The following is a 20,478-nucleotide window of genomic DNA, read 5'->3' as shown; positions in this document are numbered from 1 at the left end:
TTTAGTCATGTTGTATTTGAAGAAGATTATCCCGTTTATGTTGGTGCTATGGTTAATGCCAGCCATGTTGGTTGCTCAGAATACTGGGCAGCAGCAACAGTCGCGGGAAGAACTGGAGCGAAGAAAGAAGGAGCTGCAAAGGGAAATAGATGAGGCAAACGAACAACTGAAGGAAACCAAGAAATCTACCAAAGAAAGTCTTGGTCAACTCCGTGCATTGCGCGATAAGATTACGCTGCGCAGCCGTTTGATCAACAACATCAACGAGGAGATCAACTTTATAAACGGGGATATCAATACCGCTGCGAGGGATGTTAAAACCCTGCAGAAAGACCTCGATACCCTGAAGGCCCAGTATGCACAGCTGGTGATTTACGCTTATAAAAACCGTTCTTCTTATGATATGCTGAACTTCGTATTTTCTGCAGAGAATTTTAACGATGCAGTAAAACGTTTTCAGTATTTAAAGCAGTACCGTGAGTATCGTCGCCGGCAGGCAGATAACATTGTGTCTACACAGGAGCAGCTGAATCAGAAGATCCAGAACCTGGAGTCGCAGCGGGTAAGGCGTTCTGATGCGCTTAAAACAGAGCAGGAGCAACGCAATACGCTGGAAGTGGATAAGAAAGAGAAAGATGAAGTGCTGAATAAGCTGAAGGGGCGTGAGAAAGAGCTGGTAGCGGATATTAACCAGCGTAAGAAAGATGCCCAGAAAGTACAGCTGGCAATCAGAGCGGTAATCCGCAGGGAAATAGAAGAAGCGCGTCGTAAAGCAATAGAAGAAGAAACGGCCCGCCGTAAAGCAGCGGAAGAAAAACGCCGCCGTGAAGAAGAAGCCCGTAAAGCCGCTGCACTGGCTGCTGCAGAAAGAGCAAAAGCTGCTGCCGCCAATAATAACAATAACAACGTTGCCAACAATACGCCGGCACCGCCACCACCTCCTGTGAAAGCACCGGAGCCCGCACCGGAACCTGAAAAAACAGTAACCCGTACTGAAAACGTGCTGGAAGCAACACCAGAAGCGCTGGCATTGTCGGAGAGCTTTGAAGCCAACAGGGGTAAATTGCCCTGGCCGGTGGATGCAGGTAATATCATTGAGCATTTTGGTATACACCAGCATGCGGTAATGGAACATATACAGGTACCATCAGATGGTATTGTGATTGCCACCAATAAGGGCGGCGCCGTAAAATCTATTTTCGACGGGGAAGTGAAATCGGTAGTGGTAATGCCGGGATCAGGATATGTAATTATTATCCGTCACGGACAATACTTTACTACTTATGTACGTTTGCAAACTACCCGTGTGAAGAAAGGCGATAATGTGAAAACAGGGCAGGTAATTGGTACTGCCAGCACCAACGATATTGAAAATACCGGTGAAGTGGAGCTGCAGATATGGAAAGGCATTACCAAACAGAATCCTGAACAGTGGATCCGGAGAAGATAAACATAGCTGAAACTATACGAGATAAAGCTGAAAGCATTTTAAGGGTGCTTTCAGCTTTGCGCTTACTAACCAAATGCATTTTTTTTTGAGAAAGTTGATCCCTCTTTTGATGGCTCTGTGGCTACTGCCTGCGCTGTTGTATGCTCAGCGGGGTAGTAAGCAATCGCGCGCGGCACTTGAAAACCGTAAACAGGAGCTATTGAAAGAAATAGAAGAAGCGAACAAATCCCTGCTGCAAACCAGGAAATCCACCCGGCAAAATGTTGCCCTGCAGCGGGAACTACTCCAGAAAATTTCTACCCGCAACGCGCAGATCGTTAGCATTAACAACGAAATCAGTTTAATAGAAGGAGATATCAGCCATACTAACAGCAACGTACAAACGCTGGAGAAAGAAGTGGATTCTCTCAGGGCAAGGTATGCACAGCTGGTAGTATACGCTTATAAAACCCGGGATTCGTACGAGGTGTTGAACTTCTTTTTTTCTGCCACCAGCTTTAATGACGCCATCCGCCGGTATCAATACCTGCAGCAATACCGTGAAAACAGGCGCAAGGAAGCAGAAAGCCTGCTATCTACCAAAGCATTGCTGGGAGAGAAGCTGGCAGTGTTGGAGCAACAACGGGCGCAGAAAACGGGTGTATTGAAAACAGAACAACGGCAGCGGACAGATCTGCTGGAGGATAAGAAAGAGACAGATAAAACCATTGCCCAGCTGAAAGACCAGGAGCAGGAATTACAGCAGCGTATCAATAAAAGTAAAGCGGAAGCGCGGCAGGTAGACCAGGCTATCCAGGATGCCATCCGGCGGGAAATAGCTGCGGCGCAGAAGAAGGCGGCCGCACAGGCGCTGGCCCGTAAAAAGGCTGCGGATGCCCGTCGGCGCGAACAGGCAGCTGCCCGCAGAAAAGCTGCTATTGCTGCTGCAAAAAAAGCAGGTAAGAAACCGCCTGCAAAAGTGGAGAAAGAAGAAGCGGAAGAAGACGATGCGCCGGAAGCTAAAACTTCCAGTGAAGATGCGCTGGTAGCCACTCCGGAGGCGCTCTCCCTGTCGCGCGATTTTGAAGCCAACCGTGGCCGCTTGCCCTGGCCGGTAGATGCAGGCCGTGTTACGGGTCATTTCGGCGCTGGCAGGGTTGGTAAAATTGAAGTGGATCACAACGGCACTATCATCGCTACCGCAAGGGGCGCCGCAGTGAAGGCCATTTTCGACGGGGAAGTAATTATGGTATTTATGGTACCGGGCGCAGGGTATATGGTAACCCTGCGCCACGGAAAATATTTTACCAATTATGTGAGATTACTGGATGTTCGTGTCAGCAAAGGAGCTTCTGTAAAACGTGGACAAACACTTGGTGTGGCCGCACCGGGTGCAGGTAGCAATACCGGGGAGATAGAATTACAGATATACCGCAATATGGTGAAACAGAATCCGGAAAAATGGATACGTGCCCGTTAAAGCAACTGCACTTGTTTTTGCAGCACTTCTTCGTATAAAGCTTCGTATTGTGGAATGATATTATCGATATGGAAGCGTTGTGCCTGTTCCCATGCTCCCTGCCGTACCTGCTCCAGTAACTTTTCGTCTTTCAGCAGTTTGATCGCATGGGCAGCCATTCCGTCCACATCGCCTACGTTGCTCATATAACCGGTTTGTCCGGGGATATTGATTTCCGGTAAACCACCTGCATTGGAGGAGATCACAGGCACACGTGCCGCCATTGCTTCCAGCGCTGCAAGCCCAAAACTTTCATATTCCGATGGCAGCAGGAACAGATCACTGATAGACATTACATCTTCCAGTTGCTCCTGTTTACCTACAAATCTTACATCATCACAAATACCTAATTCCCGGCAAAGACATTCAATAGCCGGCCTGTCCGGGCCATCGCCTACCAACAGCAGTTTGGCTGGCACTTCTTTGCGTACCTGGGCAAAAATCTTTACCACATCCGGTACCCGCTTTACCTTACGGAAGTTGGATACATGCAGGAGGATCTTTTCACCGTTGGGAGCAATAGCCTGTCTGAAATGAGGCAGTTCCCGGCGGCTGAAGCGCTGGGTATCCACAAAATTGTAGATCACCGTGATATCCTTTTCTATCGGGAACGATTTATAGGTTTCATCCCGCAGGTTCTCGGAAACGGCGGTAATAGCATCTGATTCGTTGATGGAGAAGGTAACCACCGGTTCGTAGGTTTTATCCTTACCCACCAGGGTGATATCTGTACCGTGAAGTGTAGTGATAAAAGGCACTGTTCTGCCATGCTTTTTTACGATCTGTTTGGCCATATAGGCGGTAGATGCGTGTGGAATGGCATAGTGAACGTGCAGCAGGTCCAGTTTCTGATTAATGATAACGTCTACCATAGTACTGCTGAGGGCAGATTCATAAGGTGGAAAATCAAAAAGCGGGTATGTAGGAACCTGAACCTCGTGATAATATATATTAGCGTGAAATGCATTAAGCCTTACCGGCTGTTGATATGTAATAAAGTGGACCATATGGCCTTTGTCGGCCAGGGCTTTCCCCAGCTCTGTGGCCAGCACCCCACTACCACCGTAAGTGGGGTAACATACTATTCCTATGCGCATGAGTTAATTTTTTGCATTCTGCAAAGGTACTAAAAAGCAGAACGATATCGCATAATGCCTGAGGAGAGGGATAAGCGGTAGCCGGGAGGGCTGCCGGGCAAAAGAGTTGGCCACTTGATACCTTTATGCTTTTCTCCTTCAGCTTTTTTAGTAGTTTTAACCATAAATTAACCTGCTGCATGAGAAACTATATAATGCCAATTTTGTTAGCCTGTACCCTGCCGGCCCTGGCGGTGGCACAGGAGAAGGATTCAGTAACATTGAGAAAACTCGCTGATGAGGTATTAACCCACAGCACTGCCTACGAAAACCTGCGGATCCTCACGAAGCAGATAGGCGGCCGTTTGGCCGGGTCCCCGCAAATGGTGAAAGCCGAGCAATGGGGCGTAAAGGCGCTTAAAGCCGCCGGTGCGGATACCGTTTATCTCCAGGAGTGTATGGTGCCGCATTGGATAAGGGGCGCCAAAGAAGAAGCCCGTATTATCTCCAAACGCCGCGACTTTATACCGCCGCTGGAAGTACTGGCCCTGGGCAACTCGGTGGGCAGCGGACCGGATGGCGTAAACGCACCGGTGCTGGAAGTGGCCTCTTTCGACGATCTCGAAGCCAAAAAGGACCAGGTGAAAGGAAAGATCGTTTTCTATAACTATCATTTCAATCCTACGTTCATAAAAACATTTTATTCCTATGGCGATGCTGTAAAGTATCGTGGCCAGGGGGCCAGCCGGGCCGCCAAATACGGTGCGGTGGCAGTTATTGTAAGGTCCATGACGCATGGCGCCAATAACTTCCCGCATACCGGGGCTATGCAGTACGACAGCGCCTACCCCAAAATTCCGGCGGTGGCCATCGGGCTGGAAGATGCTGACCGTTTGAGCCAACGCTTAAAAGATGATAACAGCGCCAGCGTATTTCTGCGCACCAATTGCGAAATGAAGAAAGACACCATCGGGCATAACGTGATCGCTGAACTGAGAGGCAGCAAATACCCGGATCAGTACATCACTGTTGGCGGGCATCTTGATTCATGGGATGTGGCGGAAGGTGCGCATGATGATGGTACCGGTTGTGTACAGTCCATAGAAGTGCTGCGTGCCTTTAAGGCACTGGGCATGAAGCCGGAGCATACCCTTCGCGTGGTGTTGTTTGCCAATGAAGAAAACGGTACCCGCGGCGGCAAGAAATACGCCGAAGTAGCTAAAACCCGCCAGGAGAAGCACGTTTTTGCCCTGGAAAGCGATGCCGGCGGCTTTACGCCACGCGGCTTCACTACCACAATGGACGCAGTCCACAAAGCAAAAATGAACAGCTGGAAACCACTTTTTGCGCCTTATGGCATTTACGACTTTGACGAACCAGGCGGCGGGGTGGATGTAGGGCAGTTAAATGAGGCAATAGGTACGCCGATGGCTGAACTTTCTCCTGATTCGCAGCGTTATTTTGATATTCATCATGCCGCGAACGATGTGTTTGAAGCGGTGAATAAAAGAGAACTGGAATTGGGTGCGTTTGGTATGGCAGGTTTCATTTATCTTGTAGATCAGAATTTCTGATCATCCATCACTAAAAACTAACTATGGGTCGGTTTGTCTTTATCATTGTATCTGTTATTATACTGGTACTGGGAGGTATTTTCTTCTATAAATACTATTTTGTTTTCGGACAGGGCGTTAAAGCCGGGGAGCTGAATTATTTTGTGCAGAAGGGATACATTTTTAAAACCTATGAAGGCAAAGTGATCCAGTCGGGTTACCGGGGCAAGGTAGCCGGTACTATCCAGTCGAACGAATTTGAATTTTCCGTGAGCAGCGAACGGATTGCGCAGCAGCTGATGACGGCCAGCGGAAAGATGGTGGAACTGCACTACAAAGAGTACCTGGGGGCCATTCCATGGAGGGGATACAGCGCATTTATTGTAGATAGTATTATTTCCATCAAGGATCCGGTGAAGTCGGAGCTGCCTTAAAATATAAAGGGGAATTACGAAAGCCGTAATTCCCCTTTTTTATTCGTTGCCTGCGTACAGCAGGAAGATAGCCGGTCGTTTATGAAGATCAGGTAATTGTTTCTTCCACTCCTTTACCGTTTTTGTTTTAATATACTCCGTGGGAGCAGTGATATCTGCTGCAATACAAATCTGCGTATAGTCCTTACAGTTATCCAGTATATCCTTCAGCAGCTGGTTGTTGCGGTAAGGCGTTTCAATAAACAATTGGGTTTGCTTTTTCTTTTCCGATTCCTGTTCCAGTTCCCGGATCATCTTTGTTCTTTCGGGTGGTTTAATGGGGAGGTACCCCACAAACTGGAAATTCTGCCCGTTCATACCGGAGGCCATGAGGGCCAGCAGCATGGAGTTGGGGCCAATCATCGGGATCACCCTGGCATCAATGCTCTGTGCCAGCTTTACGATGAGGTGGCCGGGATCGGCGATAGCGGGGCATCCGGCTTCGCTGAGAATACCGATATCTTTTCCTTCGAGTAATAATTTTTTTGCAAGAACCAGGTCGGGCGCCTGGTTTTCATTCATCAGCAGGAGCTGCAGGTTATCTATCACGATGTTTCTGTCCAGCGACTTCAGATACCTGCGGGCTGTTCTTTCATTTTCTACATAAAAAACAGACAATTGCTGCACGATAGCGGTTACATAAGCGGGAATGCTGAATAGGGCGTCGGCGCTCAAAACAGTTGGAACCAGGTACACTTTGCCGGTGGTATTCATTATTTCAGTCTTTTTGTTTGTAAGTCAATGGTAGCTGCAATGACTGCGTAAGAAGGGGCCAGCATCCAGCCCAGTATGGGGATCAGCATGAACAGGTAAAACACCATGCCGTTACCGATAGCCATGCCGCGGTGCTGGCGGATAAAGTCGATGCTCTGCGACATGTTTAAACGATGTCTTTCACAGCTATAGTCCATCATGGAGAAGCCATAAAAATAGGATTCAATAAAGAACCCGAGCATCGGGGTAAGCCAGCCGATCACCGGTATAAAAGAGATCAGTAAGAGGATGAGGAGGGCGGCGGTTTGATAAACAATATTCCGGCACGACATTTTGATCCCGCGCAGGATATCCTGGCCCAGCTGCGACCAGCTGAACGGGAAGTCTTTATGATCCAGGATGGCTTCTGTCTTCTCAGATAAATAAGAAAACACGGGGGAAGCTACTATCAGGAACAGGTATTTAAAATAGGAAAAGTACCAGAATACAAATACAATCCGGATGGAAAATGCGACGAGGATAAAGAGGAAACTTAGCCAGCTGCTTTCCAGTTCCTGTACCCATTCTGTGATATGCATCAGCCGGGTGAGGTATTCCACAAAGTCGCCGGAGTAGCCCCATACAAAGTAAAATCCTGCAAAAAATAACAGGCAATAGATCACTCCAGGAATCAGTATCCATTTCCATAATTTATGCTGTAGTATGAATTGGTGGGCTTTTCCGTAAGACTGGATCGCCGACAGTACTTCTCTGAATGAAAACAACGCCTGAATATTTTATTGTAACTGAATGTGTGTTTTTCCTGGTTTTATGAAAGAGTAACGAAACTAACGCAAAATTAACAATGATTATCATGATTTTAAATGATTATCCTGATTTAGGAGATCATAAGATGTTATGAACTCCTAAATCAGGATAATTATTATATCACAAAAGCCATTGTCCTAGAAACGTGGACAGAGCGTTTTATATTTATTGTTTTCGTTCCGGGTGTGGATATAGATGAGTGAAATTTCCAGGCCGCCGCGGTAGTTGGAGGCTGGTTTCAGGCTGGATACGTTGGTGTCGTAGGTAAGGCCAATCTGGAAGCCTTTTATTTCAAGGCCCACATAAGGGATAATGGCATCTTTGAGGCGATACCAGCTACCCAGGTAAAAAGTGGTGGGATTATCGTCCATGTCGTTGAGCATGAAGCCATAGGCGCCACCAAAGGTGAATTCAGAAGCAGTGCTTTGTTTCATGTAGAGGATGCTGCCATGAAACCTGTCTTGCCCGTTTACCGGAACTGAACCTCCTCCGTGTACGGTCCAGCGATAGCTGAGCCTGTTCTGGGTAAGGTTCATGAATGATTCGGTAGGTTGGGTAATATGATAATAGGAGGCGCCCATGTAAATATTGGACGCTTCGCCGATTAAGCCGTTGTATAAGATACCGATGTTGGGATCGAAGTAGGATATTTTAGGATTTACCAGTGTTTCATTGCTGGGAATCATTGGGTTATACCCGTTGTTATCGATCTGGTTTTCAAACTGCAGTTTGGTATTGTCTATTCTTTTCTGCACCAGCGTACCCTGTAAGCCGATGGCCAGGGTGTGGTTACCTTCAGGGTCCAGTCCTTTGTGGTACGCGGTACTAAAGGAAAGGTAGCTGGAGGTGAGCGCACCGCCGCCGCTTCTGTCGTACATCGCCATAAGACCCACGCCCCAGATATCGGTATAGGAAATTACGTTTTTCAAAATGCCAAAATCAATGGCAGCGGTACCTGTTACGAAGGGGGTAGAAATACTCCTCCATTGCGACCGGTAGTTACCGGATAAACGATAATCTCCTGAAAATAAACCTGTAAACGCTGGGTTAAGGGTTAGCGGCGACGCAAAAAACTGCGAGAAGTGCGGGTCCTGCGCCCGCAAAGGATTAAAATAAAGTAATATGGCCAGGAATAGTAAAGCTCTTTTCATATCATTAAGCTTATAGCATAGGGTTTATGCAATACGGGTGAAGGTACATCAATTAAATCATATCTCAAATTAAATTCATGTATAAACGATCCGGCTTAGCAAAAAACAAATAGCAGCTTTGTTCTCTTTAAAGATACAAAACTGCTATCCGTAAAACGATTATTCCAGGTTATTGTTGTAATTTATTTCCGAAAGCCAGGTCGCCGGCATCTCCAAGCCCCGGTACTATATAGCCTTTAGCGGTTAATTCATCATCAATATCACCGGCCCAGATGGTCAGACTCGCTTTGGTATTGCGTAATACATATTCGATTCCTACGGTACAGGCAATGGCCACTACCAGGTGTATATGACTGGGTTTGCCTATTTCTTCCAGGTGCTCTATGGTTTTCACCAATGAAGAGCCGGTAGCCAGCATCGGGTCGGAAAGGATCAGCACCTGCCCGTCGATAGAAGGAGTGCTTACATATTCCAGGCTGATATCAAAAGAACCGTCGTGATTATGTTTGCGGTAGGCAGAAACAAAGGCATGATCTGCCTTATCGAAGTAGTGCAGCAATCCCTGATGCAGTGCCAGTCCTGCGCGTAAGATAGTAGCCAGCACCGGTTGTGATTTCAGCACCCGGCAGGTAGCAATACCCATAGGGGTAGTTACTTCCTTTTCTTCGTAACTCAGTGTTTTACTGATTTCATATGCCGCTACTTCTCCCAGCCGTTCCATATTACGCCGGAAGCGCATACGGTCCTGCTGAACATCTATATTCCTGATCTCGCTTAACCATTCTCCCACCAATGAATTGGTTTCACTTAAATTGATAATCATGAGCTATCCCTTTGAGGCCGCAAATTACCGAAAAATAGTGGAACTACTCTTTGTCCAGCAGCATCGCTTTTTTGACCAGCTGGATGAATTCAGCACGATAGCCTTCTGTATCCGTTCCTCTGGAATTGCCGGCCCAGGATAATACCTGGTCGTAGGTGGCGGTGCCTTTGAAGGCCGAGTTACGCAACAACTGCCCGAAAGCGGCTACAGCAGCGGCCATCCGGAAATCTTCCGGCGCGGCGGTGATCTCCTGGTTGCTGTAAGGCAACACTTTCTCCATCAATAAACTCTTGTTGGCATCCGGTTGTTTGTATCGCAATTTTACGGTGAGCACTTCGGATTTATTGCCAATCACTTTGCCTTCCTGGTATTTCAGCGGATCAACCCAGTTAACGGCGGTTCCCTTTGTGCCGGCAGGGATAATTTCATACAGGGCAGTAACGGTATGGCCTACGCCCATATCCCCGGCGTCTTTCTTATCATTGTTGAAATCTTCATTGGCGAGCACCCGGTTTTCATAGCCCACTAACCGGTACGACTGCACGAACTGCGGGTTGAACTCTATCTGCAGTTTTACATCTTTTGCTACGGTAAAAAGGGTTCCGCCAAATTCGGTTACAAAGGTTCTGCGGGCTTCTTCAAAGTTATCAATATAGGCATAGTTACCATTGCCTTTATCTGCCAGCAGTTCCAATTTATTGTCTTTATAATTACCCATACCAAAACCCAGTACAGAAAGAGATATGCCTCGTTCCCTTTCTTTTTCGATCATGCCGGTAAGTTCTCCGTCGCTGGAAACACCTACGTTGAAATCGCCGTCGGTAGCGAGTATTACGCGGGTATTGCTGTTTTGGGAATACAGTTCACCGGCAATGGTGTAGGCCAGTTGTATGCCTGCACCACCGGCAGTGGAACCGCCGGCCTCTAACTGATCCAGTGCGGCCAGGATCTTTTTCTTATCGCTGCCGCTGGTGGCTGGCAGTACTACGCCTGCTGCACCGGCATATACTACAATGGCTACCTTATCTTCTGCGCGGAGCTGCTCCGTTAAAACCGCAAACGCACGCTTAACAAGCGGCAACCGGTTTTCACCATACATGGAGCCTGACACATCTATCAGGAAAACCAGGTTGGAAGGAGGGAGTTCCCGGGTATCCACCTGTTTGCTTTTCAGGGCCACGCGTACCAGCTGATGGGCAGTATTCCAGGGGCAAACCGCCATGTCGGTATAAATAGCCACCGGGTCTTTTCCTTCGGGTGCTTTGTATTGGTAATCAAAATAATTGATCATCTCTTCTACTCTCACTGCGTCCGCCTCCGGCATCATGCCCTGGTTCAGGAAACGGCGTACGTTGCTGTAGGAGGCCCTGTCCACATCAATGCTGAAAGTACTGAGGGGCTGGTCTGTAGCTGTGTGGAAAATGTTTTCGTTAATGGGGCTGTAGTCTTCTGTGTTGTAAACCGGGGAGGGGGCGTAGTTCTTGCTGGTACCCCTGATAGTGGTAACAGAACCGGTTACAGACTTCCGATGCTGTGCGCCATAGCCCACCACCACTACTTCAGACAGCGCGGAGCTACTAACCCCGGCCACCTTGCCTTGCAGCGCATCGTTGGTATTGCCGTGCATCACATACTGGTTCCTTTTTTTATCGAGTGGCTGCAGTTTGGTAAGCTGTACTGTTATTTTATTCTGCCCGTCTTTCACTGCTACGTCAACCGCCGGGTAGCCGGCAGCGTTTACTTCCAGGATTAGCGCACCTGTGGCGGTTTTCAGGCTGAACTGCCCTTTTTTATCGGTGGCCGTTAATACATCTGTACCTTTTACCCGTACTACCACGTTGGCGAGGGGGCTTTTAAGCAAACTGTCTGTTACAATACCTGTAATAACCCGTACCTGTTGGGCGGAGGCAGTAAATGCCACCAGGCAGCTGAGCAATAGTAAAGAGAGATATTTTTTCATGGCGAAGTAGTTTTTCTACCTGCAGGATGTGCCGGGCGGTCCCGTTTCCATAAATCGTAAAAAAAATATTTTAAAACTACCTTTGCTGAAATTTTTTGTCGATGGTATATAACGTGATTGGCACCATGTCTGGTAGCTCATTAGACGGATTAGATATAGTTTTTGCAGAACTGACCGAGATACGCGGACAATGGACCTATGTTATCAGGGCGTCGGAAAGCCTGCCTTACGAGCCGGAGTGGGTGGAGCAGCTGTCGCAGGCCACTTCCCTGCCGGCAAAGGACTACCTGTTGTTACATACCGCATACGGGCATTACACCGGCCGGCGTATCCTGAATTTCATTGAAAAGAACCAGCTGGATCATAAAATTCATTTTATCGCCTCACATGGTCATACTACTTTTCATATACCCGCGCAGAAAATGACCGCCCAGCTGGGAGATGGTGCAGCCATTGCTGCCGTAACAGGGCTACCCGTTATCAGCGACCTCCGTGCGGTAGATGTGGCGCTGGGCGGGCAGGGAGCCCCCATTGTTCCTATCGGAGAAAAGTACCTGTTGCCCGGATACCAGTACTGGCTTAACCTGGGCGGTATCGCCAATATTTCGGCGCAGCTGCCCGAACAGTTTGTGGCGTTTGATATTTGCCCGGCCAACAGGGTATTGAATGCCCTGGCAGCCGCACTGAATAAACCTTATGACGATGGCGGCGCCCTGGCGGCGGGCGGAGTGGCCGACAGCAACCTGCTGGAACAACTGAATCAACTGGATTATTACACCAAACCCTGGCCGAAATCACTGGCCAACGATTTTGGTACCGATATCATATTACCACTGATAGCGCCTTTGCGTATTTCTGTACAGGGCAAGCTCCGCACCTATGTAGAGCATATTGCGATACAAATCACGCAAGCTGTAAAAGCGCTGAAAGCACAGCTGCCGGAAGGGCCTGGCAAGATGCTGGTAACCGGTGGCGGCGCGTTTAATACTTTCCTGGTGAATACGATCCGGCAACAGCTGGAGCCACTGGACATTACGGTGGAGGTGCCGGATGAGCAAACCGTTAGTTTCAAAGAGGCGTTGATCATGGCGCTTATCGGAACATTGCGCTGGAGACAGGAAGATAATGTGCTGAGCGGGGTTACCGGGGCTTCCCGCGACTCTATTAACGGTGCGTTGTGGACAACCCATTAATAGATTACTACAATCATAAAAAAAGCAGCGGATGTAACCGCTGCTTTTTTTATGTATTAGTGAGTTGTCGTGAATTGAAAACTATCTCCGTCGAACAACCCGAGGTCACTCAGTTTTAAATGCGGTATTACCAGCAGCGCCATAAATGATAATGTCATGAAAGGCGATGCCAGCGTGGATCCCAGCTCTTTTGCAGCTTTATCCAGCGCGCTGTACCGGGCTGCTATCGTATATCCGTCGAGGTTACTCATTAGTCCGGCTACGGGTAATGGCAGTTCCTGCACATTGTTATTCCCCACTGCGCTGATGCCGCCCTGTGCGGCAATCACGCTGTTGATGGCAGCTGCGAGGCTTTCATCGTCAGTGCCCACCGCAATGATGTTGTGACTGTCGTGTGCCACAGAAGAAGCAATAGCGCCGTGTTGCAGGCCGAAGCCATGAATGAATGCCACTGCCGGCGGCGCTTTTTTGTAGCGGTTTACTACCACTAGTTTGAGTATATCCTGTTGTGTATTACTTTCTATAGCGCCATTGACAACGGGTAGTACCGCGGTGAGGGCGTTGGTGATCAGTTGTCCATCCATCGCGCCGATTACCTTCACCGTTATTTCTTTTGCATTGCTATCGCTAACGGGTATACGAAAATCGTCAGCCGTTACAGGATCTGCTATAAAATTATTTACGGGAGATGAAGGGATGGAAGGTATCAGCGTATGTCCGTTTTCCGCAACTTTCACGCCGTTGATATATGTTGCGAGAATGTTAAAGTTTTGCAGGTCATCTATCACAATAAAATCTGCCGGATCATTTACCCGCAATAATCCATTATCGAGTTTATAATGCAGTACCGGGTTAATACAGGCGGCTCTTAACACTTTGAACAGATCAACACCATAGGCCAGGGCGCGCTTCACCAGCAGGTTGATATGTCCTTCCACGAGGTTATCGGGGTGTTTATCGTCGCTGCAAAACATGATATGTGAAGCATGGTCGTGCAGCAGCGGGTACAATGCTTCAAAGTTTTTGGCAGCGCTTCCTTCGCGGATGAGGATATGCATGCCGTATTGCAGTTTATCGAGTGCTTCTTCGATGGTAAAGCATTCGTGATCGGTGCTGATACCGGCAGCAATATATGCGGCGGCGGTTTCGCCCCGGAGGCCGGGAGCGTGGCCATCCACGGGTTTGCCGGCTTTTTGGGCGGCGGCTATTTTAGCGAGTACTTCCGGATCTTTGTGCAGCACGCCGGGGAAGTTCATCATTTCTGTGAGGTACCTGATATCATCTCTCTGAAGTAAAGCTTCAATATCGGCCACGGTTACTACTGCCCCGGCGGTTTCAAAAACGGTGGCCGGTACGCAGGATGGGGCGCCGAAGTTAAACCGGAAGGGAACTTTTTTGCCATTTTCGAGCATATATTCCACTCCTTTTACGCCCATCACATTCGCTATTTCGTGCGGATCGCTCACGGTGGCGATAGTACCGTGCACAACGGCCAGCCTGGCGAATTCTGAAGGGATGAGCATGGAGCTTTCCACGTGTACATGCGCATCCGTAAAGCCCGGAAGCAGGTACGTGGTGTATTGATTGTTGTTGCGTTCAATGCGGCTGATATAGCCATCTGTGATATGTATAGTGGCCGGATATATTTCCTGTTGCAGTATATCTACCAGGTTGCCTGAGAGCTGGAATGTATTCATGTTGCAAAGCTAAGGAATAGGTCGTATTTTCAATGCTGGCGTATTTTTTGAAAAGAGATGCCGGAGTTGTTTTAGGATATCTTATTTATCAACGGAAAATTATTTTTTATGATGACAGGAACCAGGTTTTATACGCTGTTAACAGCTTTTCTGATTGCTGGTTATTGCACCAGTGCACAATCTGCCGATGAATTGATAGCAAAGAATATTGTAGCGATGGGAGGTGAGGCGAAGTTAAAAGGAATTAAATCGCAGTATGTAGAGGGAAATATGGAAGTGCAGGGGCAAACTGTTCCCATTAAGCGGTGGGTGAAGCAGGATGAAGCGATGCGGCTGGAGTTTACCGTGAATGGTACCAGCAATGTGCAGGTAGTAACCCGTAATGCAGGCTGGAGCCTGATGCCGGTGATGCAGCAAACAACGCCGCAGGAAATGAACCCGGAAATGCTGAAGCTGATGAAAACCCAGCTGGATGTGAGAGGAGAGTTGTATGATTACAAGAGCAAGGGGAAAAAGATAGAATTATTAGGAAAGGATACCGTGAGCGGGTCGCCGGCATATAAGCTGAAGATCACTGCTGCGGATGGCACATCGGGTATTGCTTACCTGGATGCCAACACTTACCTGCTGGTGAAGGCTACCAATCATATGAACGTACAAGGACAGGATATGGAGCTGGTAACGTTGTTGTCTGATTATAAGAAAACGCCGGAGGGACTTACTTATCCGGGTGTTACAGAGCAGGACCCGGGTGGGGTTAAAGTTAATATCCTGAAGATAGAAATGAATCAGCCGGTAGCAGATAGTTTGTTTACCAAACCAAATCCTTAAGAAACATTTCCGCTATTGTGCCGGAGGATATATTTCCTGTGGCGCAATAGCGGAATACGGTATTATTTATACAACGCCGCCATCGCTTTGGCTTCCTCAGCCATTTTCTTAGCCAGGTGTGCGGGTTTCAGCACTTTTACCTGGGCGCCATAACTCAGCAGTGTCATGGTCAGTTCCGGGTTAATAACAACGTTAAGGGATATACGGCATTCCTCGCTGTTGTCTTCCACTATTTCCTGGGAAGTGTGGATGGGCTGCGACTTAATATATTTCCCCTGTCTTGGTGTAAAGCTCAGCAATACATTTTCGGGATCTCCGTCGTGTACGGTGATGCCTACTGCGTGCTGGAAGTAGCTGGCTTCGTCGAAATTCTTTTCATCAAAATGTTTATTGGTAGGCCATAGTTTCACCACGCGGTCGAGGGCAAAGGTAACTACAGCGCCACCGCGGGTTTTCTGGCTTTTCCCGATGAGGTAAAAGCGGTGCTGGTATTCGCGGAGGTGATAGGGTTCCACCCAGTGTTCCTTAGGCTCATCGCGGTCGAAGCTCTGGTAGGCGATGCGGATCACTTCCAGGTTTTTGATGGCGTCTACTATTTCGGGGATATGTTCTGCGCCCTTGTAGTGGGATGCCCGGGTAAATTTGATGAGTCCTTTATGCTGGAGGGCTTCCCTGTTCATTTTGAGACTGGCAGCAATTTTCAGGATGGCATCTTCAAACTGCTGTACTACCGGGAGGCTCCGGAATTGTTCCAGTATGCCAATGGCAATTTCCAGCCCCTGCAGATCTGCTTCTTCTATAGGGGAATTACTGATGGAGAAGCTATCGTCTGAGTAGCGGTAGGTGCCGCTGCTGCGCTCATATACGATAGGCGCCATATAGTTCAGTTCAGGGTCCTGGCGCATATCCTGGATATCTTTCTGGATAGTGCGGGTAGAAATTGCAGTTCCCATCTTGTCCGATACATATTCAATCAGGTTATCCAGGGTAGGTTTGGGTTTCTGCTTATTGCGCAACCGCTCGTCGATCCAGCGGTAGCGCGACACCGCGTCTTTATTCTTTGGCAAAAGATAAAATTTAGATAATAAAAATAAACAATTCCCGCTTTTGCGACGAGGATTAAAAAAATTATCATCAAAAGATCACTACGCAAATCCCTTGCGTGCGGCGCCGATAAATTTGTAGTGTTATTAAAACCTGATGGTTATGAATAAGGTAAATACAACTACAGCAATTACGCAGGTACAGGCCATTTCAATTGGGCAGATCATTATGGATGATTCCAATTACCTGACGCTCTGGGGCCAGGCGCTACTGGATGAGGTGTGGTATCCCTGCGATTTTGTAACTACTTACGAAGTAATGAACACGATGCTGCGTTTCAGCCAGGACAAGCACGATGCAGTGCAGATGACGATTGTGAAAAAGCTGGAAGATATGCGCCGCACACCGGACATTATTGACCTGGAGGCAGAACTGGGTGGCGCCGTAGTGTTTGATCACCTCGTATTTCACATGAGGAGGCCCTGTTTGCAGCAGGACGATAACTGGGAGGCATATGCTGATGAAGAATGTTATTATATAGAGCGTGTGATCCAGATGCCGGTACCCACCGTGCCTACATTACCGCCTGCCGCCCGGCACAACTCAAACGACGCCAATGAGAAAATGGAGTATTGCATTCAAATGCTTCATGACGCCTATAACCTGTATCTCGGTTTTATCGAATTAGAATTGGGGGAAGACGCTGCCCGGGTAATGGCCGCCCTGGAAGACGATAACAAGTTCAGTATGGCATATTATGCCTGGCAGCTGTACACCTCAAATACATAAATACTTATAACCATATTTCTATCCGTTGATGAACCCTGATGATCCATTTATGTTAACCCTGAAAGACACAAAGATGAAAAAGAATCCATTTATGTTAGCCCCGGTGTCCATGTATGTTAATTCCCGGACATCTGTTTATGTAACCCCGGTATCCATTTACGTTAACCGCCAAGCCTTGCATCCATTTATGTTAACCCCTGATACCCATTGGTGTTAGCCCCTGGTATCCGTTTGAATGAACCCCCAATTTCCATTGTTTGTTAGCCCCCAAAACCTTTGCCCCGGAAAAAAAAAGCGCAAAATTCTGAAAAAAATCCCTTAAAGTCTATAAATTTTGTAGGAAAATGCTATTTTTGGTCAATTAAATCGTAGAACTATGAGTTTAAGACTGGGAGATGTTGCTCCTAATTTCAAAGCCAATACCACTTTAGGGGAAATAGATTTTTACGATTACCTCGGCGAAGGTTGGGGTATCTTGTTTTCCCACCCGGCAGATTTTACCCCGGTATGTACTACCGAATTGGGAAAAACGGCTTTATTAAAGGAAGAGTTTGCAAAACGTAATACTAAAGTACTGGCTGTCAGCGTAGATCCATTAGATAAACACCTGAGCTGGATAAATGATATTAACGAAACACAACAGTGTGACGTAACTTTTCCTATTATTGCAGATGAAAACAAAACAGTGGCAAACCTGTATGATATGATTCATCCAAATGCCTCTGAAACATTTACAGTAAGATCCTTGTTTATCATAGGACCGGACAAAAAAGTAAAACTCATCATCACCTACCCGGCCTCTACCGGCAGAAACTTCGTAGAAGTGCTCCGTGTACTGGATTCCCTGCAGCTGACCGCTAAATACAGCGTAGCTACACCAGCCGACTGGAAAGATGGTGAAGACGTAATCGTTACGGCAGCGGTGCCAACAGCAGATATTCCTGCACGTTTTCCGAAAGGCCACAAAATTATCAAGCCTTACCTGAGAACAACACCACAGCCCAACAAATAATACTTAAAGAGCCGTAAGGCTTTCTTATAAAGATTTTTTAATGGTTGGTTTTTGATTTTTACGAAACGGGGATTTCTCCCCGTTTTTTTTATGCCCCTACCCCTGCCAGATATTATTATTGAGGTAACAGTTTATTAATGCACAGTTAACATCCCACGTAGCAGAAAAACAAACTCTGGTCTCTAGTTTTGCTGAAAAATACATTCAATCCATTTTTATGGAATATCGTTTACTATCAGATAAGCAGCTACTGGAAGAATGTACCAAAAACAATCTCAAAGCATTTAATACTTTATTTGATCGTTATTTTGGAAGATTGTATAACTACGCACTTGGCTATGTGAAGGATGAATACTTTGCAGAAGAAGCCATCATGGACCTGATGATGTGGATATGGGATAAAAGACATACCATACAGATAGAAGGCGAGTTTAAACCATATATCTTCAGAGCAGCCAAAAACGCTACCATCAAGGCGATCCGTAAAAAAGCCGTTTCCATAGCCCCGATAGAATTTATTGAGAATAACCTTTCCTTTGTGGCTACCCCGGCCGACCACCAACTGGACACCAGGGAACTGGAAGCAAAATATCATTTCCATCTTGATTCATTAAGCCCCCAGCGTAAAATTGTATTTCAAATGAGCAGGGAAGGCGACCTCTCCCACGCCGAAATTGCCAACGACCTCAATATTTCTATTAATACCGTTAAGAACCATATTAAATTCTCCCTGAATCATTTCAGAAAGCAGCTCAATAACCATAGCGATACAGTGTTGCCGGCGCTTACCGGGTTTTTATTGCTTTTTCTGCATTTATAATATATTAAAAATAATATTTAAGCAGGCGGTTGTCATTACTTCCTGCATACTTCTCCCATACTTCTCTGATACTTCTCGGATACTTAGGAGTCGTGTATGTGTCGTATTCCCCATACAGTTCCTATACAGTCCCTATACTGTTCCCATACACTCCCCATACTGTTCCCATACACTCACCATACACTCACAATACACTCACAATACACTTCCCATACACTCCCAATACACTTACCCCTTTTTTTATACCCCATACAGAGTAATTATTTTACATATAATAATACCCGGTCCCCCCGGTAAATTATGTTTCTGTTTTTTCTTCAACATCGGATAGCCCTTCGTCTTCTTTTTTGTCCCTATATGATTAACAGGGACCTTTTATGCTCTGTTAAACCAGCATGTCAAGACAAATAAACCGGGAATTAATTGAGAGATTTTTAGCAGGTAAATGTTCAGCCGAGGAGGAGCGACTGGTAAACCTGTTTCTGAAAGATCCTGCATCAGAAAAATTGTTGGAGGACATCCTGTCTGCAAATGCTGGTAAAGACTGGATAGTATTTGAGAACGACAAATCTGTTCATCCCCGGCAGCAGGAGTTGAAAAAATCCATGCAGGAAAGGATAGGGCATGTGAATATTGCGCGTAGGAGGAGCTTATTACACCTGCGGCATGCTGCCATCTGGATTGGCCTGATCCTGACAGCTATGGGTATTTATACCATCAGTTATTTAAGTAATAAAAGGGGAACGCAGGTGGCTTTTGTGGAAAGCAACAACCCGAACGGGCAGCGGTCAAAAATAATTCTTTCTGATAGCAGCGTGGTATACCTGGGCGCAGGCAGCCGTTTGAAATATCCTGAGAATTTTTCCGGAGATACCAGGGATATCTATCTGTATGGAGAAGCTTTTTTTGAAGTAACGAAAGAGAAACATAAGCCGTTCACCGTTCATACCGGCGATGTGCAAACCAAAGTATTAGGGACTTCTTTTAAAATAGAAGCATTTAAAAATAAACCCTTACTGGTGGAAGTAGCTACCGGGAAAGTAAAGGTGGACCAGGTAGGCACCGATTTTTCCAGATCACTGGCCGTTTTAACGCCAGGGCAAAAAGTGCTGTTTGATCACGGTGAAATTAAAAGAGAAACAGTTGATCCGGAAGAAGTACAGGACCTGAAGGAAGCCCGGTTAACATTCAACAATGCTTCGCTCAATGATATTGCAGAGGTATTGCAGCGGTGGTACAATGTGAAGATCACTTTTAAACAACACACAAAATCAGCGGAAAAAATGACGCTGACACTGGACGCCAGGGTGCCAATAGATAAGATATTGAACGTGCTGGCCGCAGCAGGCCATTTCAGCTACGAAATGAAAAACGGGGAAATCGTTATTCGCTAAACTTAAAATAAACAAACGATATGTATTAAAAAAAGCTGTCCATCATTGGATAGGGACGTCGCATGTGATGTCGTGAAACTGCACGCCCATAAGAGGCAACAGGATAAAGCGAAAGGAAATTAACAACGATTCCGGCTGACGCCGGCCAACCTTAATACAAAAATTAATGCAAAAAGGATTACATCCCACAACT

Annotated in this window: 18 protein-coding genes; 10 read left to right on the top strand and 8 right to left on the bottom strand. The window is 47.0% G+C overall.

Annotated elements, in window-relative coordinates; all coding sequences use genetic code 11:
- The first annotated feature begins 16 nt into the window (after window positions 1-16).
- Window positions 17-1,450, top strand: coding sequence for a murein hydrolase activator EnvC family protein (locus V7S65_RS26420; protein ID WP_159454358.1), 1,434 nt, complete (start codon window positions 17-19; stop codon window positions 1,448-1,450).
- Between the two features lie 109 nt (window positions 1,451-1,559).
- Complete coding sequence (locus tag V7S65_RS26415) at window positions 1,560-2,909, top strand: murein hydrolase activator EnvC family protein (RefSeq protein ID WP_336389003.1); 1,350 nt, start codon at window positions 1,560-1,562, stop codon at window positions 2,907-2,909.
- Here the strand turns inward: V7S65_RS26415 and bshA are convergent.
- On the bottom strand, window positions 2,906-4,045 hold the full coding sequence (gene bshA, locus V7S65_RS26410) for an N-acetyl-alpha-D-glucosaminyl L-malate synthase BshA (RefSeq protein ID WP_079471057.1): 1,140 nt from the start codon (window positions 4,043-4,045) through the stop codon (window positions 2,906-2,908). The genes V7S65_RS26415 and bshA overlap by 4 nt on opposite strands.
- Before the next feature lie 179 nt (window positions 4,046-4,224).
- Between bshA and V7S65_RS26405 the strand changes: the two genes are divergently transcribed.
- Both V7S65_RS26405 and V7S65_RS26400 read left to right on the top strand, forming a co-directional pair.
- On the top strand, window positions 4,225-5,598 hold the full coding sequence (locus V7S65_RS26405) for a M20/M25/M40 family metallo-hydrolase (RefSeq protein ID WP_336389004.1): 1,374 nt from the start codon (window positions 4,225-4,227) through the stop codon (window positions 5,596-5,598).
- A gap of 23 nt (window positions 5,599-5,621) precedes the next feature.
- On the top strand, window positions 5,622-6,011 hold the full coding sequence (locus V7S65_RS26400; protein WP_079471055.1) for a hypothetical protein: 390 nt from the start codon (window positions 5,622-5,624) through the stop codon (window positions 6,009-6,011).
- A gap of 39 nt (window positions 6,012-6,050) precedes the next feature.
- Here V7S65_RS26400 and V7S65_RS26395 read toward each other — a convergent pair whose 3' ends face one another.
- From V7S65_RS26395 to V7S65_RS26375, 5 genes are all read right to left on the bottom strand, one after another.
- Window positions 6,051-6,764 carry an SAM-dependent methyltransferase gene (locus V7S65_RS26395; protein WP_079471054.1) on the bottom strand — a complete coding sequence of 238 codons (714 nt, stop codon included), beginning with the start codon at window positions 6,762-6,764 and terminating at the stop codon, window positions 6,051-6,053.
- A complete protein-coding gene (locus V7S65_RS26390) occupies window positions 6,764-7,528 on the bottom strand; it encodes an EI24 domain-containing protein (RefSeq protein ID WP_336389005.1) in 765 nt (254 codons plus the stop codon). Before V7S65_RS26390 ends, V7S65_RS26395 begins: the two co-directional genes overlap by 1 nt.
- Before the next feature lie 180 nt (window positions 7,529-7,708).
- Entirely contained in the window at window positions 7,709-8,722 is a 1,014-nt protein-coding gene (locus V7S65_RS26385; RefSeq protein ID WP_111579907.1) for a PorP/SprF family type IX secretion system membrane protein, read from the bottom strand.
- Between the two features lie 169 nt (window positions 8,723-8,891).
- The gene (gene upp, locus V7S65_RS26380) at window positions 8,892-9,545 is read right to left on the bottom strand and encodes a uracil phosphoribosyltransferase (protein WP_079471051.1); all 654 of its coding nucleotides are present in this window, start codon (window positions 9,543-9,545) and stop codon (window positions 8,892-8,894) included.
- Window positions 9,546-9,588: 43 nt separating this feature from the next.
- On the bottom strand, window positions 9,589-11,505 hold the full coding sequence (locus V7S65_RS26375) for a vWA domain-containing protein (protein WP_336389006.1): 1,917 nt from the start codon (window positions 11,503-11,505) through the stop codon (window positions 9,589-9,591).
- Window positions 11,506-11,606: 101 nt separating this feature from the next.
- On the opposite strand from V7S65_RS26375, the gene V7S65_RS26370 reads away from it, so the two are divergent.
- A complete protein-coding gene (locus tag V7S65_RS26370) occupies window positions 11,607-12,698 on the top strand; it encodes an anhydro-N-acetylmuramic acid kinase (protein ID WP_336389007.1) in 1,092 nt (363 codons plus the stop codon).
- Between the two features lie 56 nt (window positions 12,699-12,754).
- Here V7S65_RS26370 and ade read toward each other — a convergent pair whose 3' ends face one another.
- Window positions 12,755-14,395, bottom strand: a complete 1,641-nt coding sequence (ade, locus tag V7S65_RS26365) for an adenine deaminase (RefSeq protein ID WP_336389008.1) — start codon at window positions 14,393-14,395, stop codon at window positions 12,755-12,757.
- Window positions 14,396-14,503: 108 nt separating this feature from the next.
- On the opposite strand from ade, the gene V7S65_RS26360 reads away from it, so the two are divergent.
- Complete coding sequence (locus V7S65_RS26360) at window positions 14,504-15,226, top strand: LolA family protein (protein ID WP_143313644.1); 723 nt, start codon at window positions 14,504-14,506, stop codon at window positions 15,224-15,226.
- A gap of 62 nt (window positions 15,227-15,288) precedes the next feature.
- Here V7S65_RS26360 and V7S65_RS26355 read toward each other — a convergent pair whose 3' ends face one another.
- The gene (locus tag V7S65_RS26355; RefSeq protein WP_336389009.1) at window positions 15,289-16,293 is read right to left on the bottom strand and encodes a helix-turn-helix transcriptional regulator; all 1,005 of its coding nucleotides are present in this window, start codon (window positions 16,291-16,293) and stop codon (window positions 15,289-15,291) included.
- A 139-nt stretch (window positions 16,294-16,432) separates the two neighbouring features.
- Between V7S65_RS26355 and V7S65_RS26350 the strand changes: the two genes are divergently transcribed.
- From V7S65_RS26350 to V7S65_RS26335, 4 genes are all read left to right on the top strand, one after another.
- Window positions 16,433-17,059 (top strand): hypothetical protein, encoded by a 627-nt coding sequence (locus tag V7S65_RS26350; protein WP_336389010.1) that lies wholly within the window; start codon window positions 16,433-16,435, stop codon window positions 17,057-17,059.
- A 376-nt stretch (window positions 17,060-17,435) separates the two neighbouring features.
- Window positions 17,436-18,071 carry a peroxiredoxin gene (locus V7S65_RS26345; RefSeq protein WP_079471044.1) on the top strand — a complete coding sequence of 212 codons (636 nt, stop codon included), beginning with the start codon at window positions 17,436-17,438 and terminating at the stop codon, window positions 18,069-18,071.
- Between the two features lie 217 nt (window positions 18,072-18,288).
- Window positions 18,289-18,891 (top strand): RNA polymerase sigma-70 factor, encoded by a 603-nt coding sequence (locus tag V7S65_RS26340; protein WP_336389011.1) that lies wholly within the window; start codon window positions 18,289-18,291, stop codon window positions 18,889-18,891.
- Window positions 18,892-19,286: 395 nt separating this feature from the next.
- Window positions 19,287-20,285 carry a FecR family protein gene (locus V7S65_RS26335; RefSeq protein ID WP_336389012.1) on the top strand — a complete coding sequence of 333 codons (999 nt, stop codon included), beginning with the start codon at window positions 19,287-19,289 and terminating at the stop codon, window positions 20,283-20,285.
- The last annotated feature ends 193 nt before the right edge of the window (window positions 20,286-20,478 follow it).

Source organism: Chitinophaga sp. CCNWYY40 (genome assembly GCF_037483205.1).
GTDB lineage: Bacteria > Bacteroidota > Bacteroidia > Chitinophagales > Chitinophagaceae > Chitinophaga > Chitinophaga ginsengisegetis.
This window is presented reverse-complemented; position numbering and strand designations above follow the sequence as displayed.

Excerpts from the sequence above, each read along its gene's own strand:
- V7S65_RS26400 (WP_079471055.1), top strand. The coding sequence starts at position 5,622 with ATGGGTCGGTTTGTCTTTATCATTGTATCTGTTATTATACTGGTACTG.
- V7S65_RS26345 (WP_079471044.1), top strand. The coding sequence starts at position 17,436 with ATGAGTTTAAGACTGGGAGATGTTGCTCCTAATTTCAAAGCCAATACC.
- V7S65_RS26375 (WP_336389006.1), bottom strand. The coding sequence starts at position 11,505 with ATGAAAAAATATCTCTCTTTACTATTGCTCAGCTGCCTGGTGGCATTT.
- V7S65_RS26340 (WP_336389011.1), top strand. The coding sequence starts at position 18,289 with ATGGAATATCGTTTACTATCAGATAAGCAGCTACTGGAAGAATGTACC.
- V7S65_RS26405 (WP_336389004.1), top strand. The coding sequence starts at position 4,225 with ATGAGAAACTATATAATGCCAATTTTGTTAGCCTGTACCCTGCCGGCC.
- ade (WP_336389008.1), bottom strand. The coding sequence starts at position 14,395 with ATGAATACATTCCAGCTCTCAGGCAACCTGGTAGATATACTGCAACAG.
- V7S65_RS26370 (WP_336389007.1), top strand. The coding sequence starts at position 11,607 with ATGGTATATAACGTGATTGGCACCATGTCTGGTAGCTCATTAGACGGA.
- V7S65_RS26395 (WP_079471054.1), bottom strand. The coding sequence starts at position 6,764 with ATGAATACCACCGGCAAAGTGTACCTGGTTCCAACTGTTTTGAGCGCC.
- V7S65_RS26350 (WP_336389010.1), top strand. The coding sequence starts at position 16,433 with ATGAATAAGGTAAATACAACTACAGCAATTACGCAGGTACAGGCCATT.
- V7S65_RS26360 (WP_143313644.1), top strand. The coding sequence starts at position 14,504 with ATGATGACAGGAACCAGGTTTTATACGCTGTTAACAGCTTTTCTGATT.
- bshA (WP_079471057.1), bottom strand. The coding sequence starts at position 4,045 with ATGCGCATAGGAATAGTATGTTACCCCACTTACGGTGGTAGTGGGGTG.
- V7S65_RS26335 (WP_336389012.1), top strand. The coding sequence starts at position 19,287 with ATGTCAAGACAAATAAACCGGGAATTAATTGAGAGATTTTTAGCAGGT.
- V7S65_RS26415 (WP_336389003.1), top strand. The coding sequence starts at position 1,560 with ATGGCTCTGTGGCTACTGCCTGCGCTGTTGTATGCTCAGCGGGGTAGT.
- V7S65_RS26385 (WP_111579907.1), bottom strand. The coding sequence starts at position 8,722 with ATGAAAAGAGCTTTACTATTCCTGGCCATATTACTTTATTTTAATCCT.
- upp (WP_079471051.1), bottom strand. The coding sequence starts at position 9,545 with ATGATTATCAATTTAAGTGAAACCAATTCATTGGTGGGAGAATGGTTA.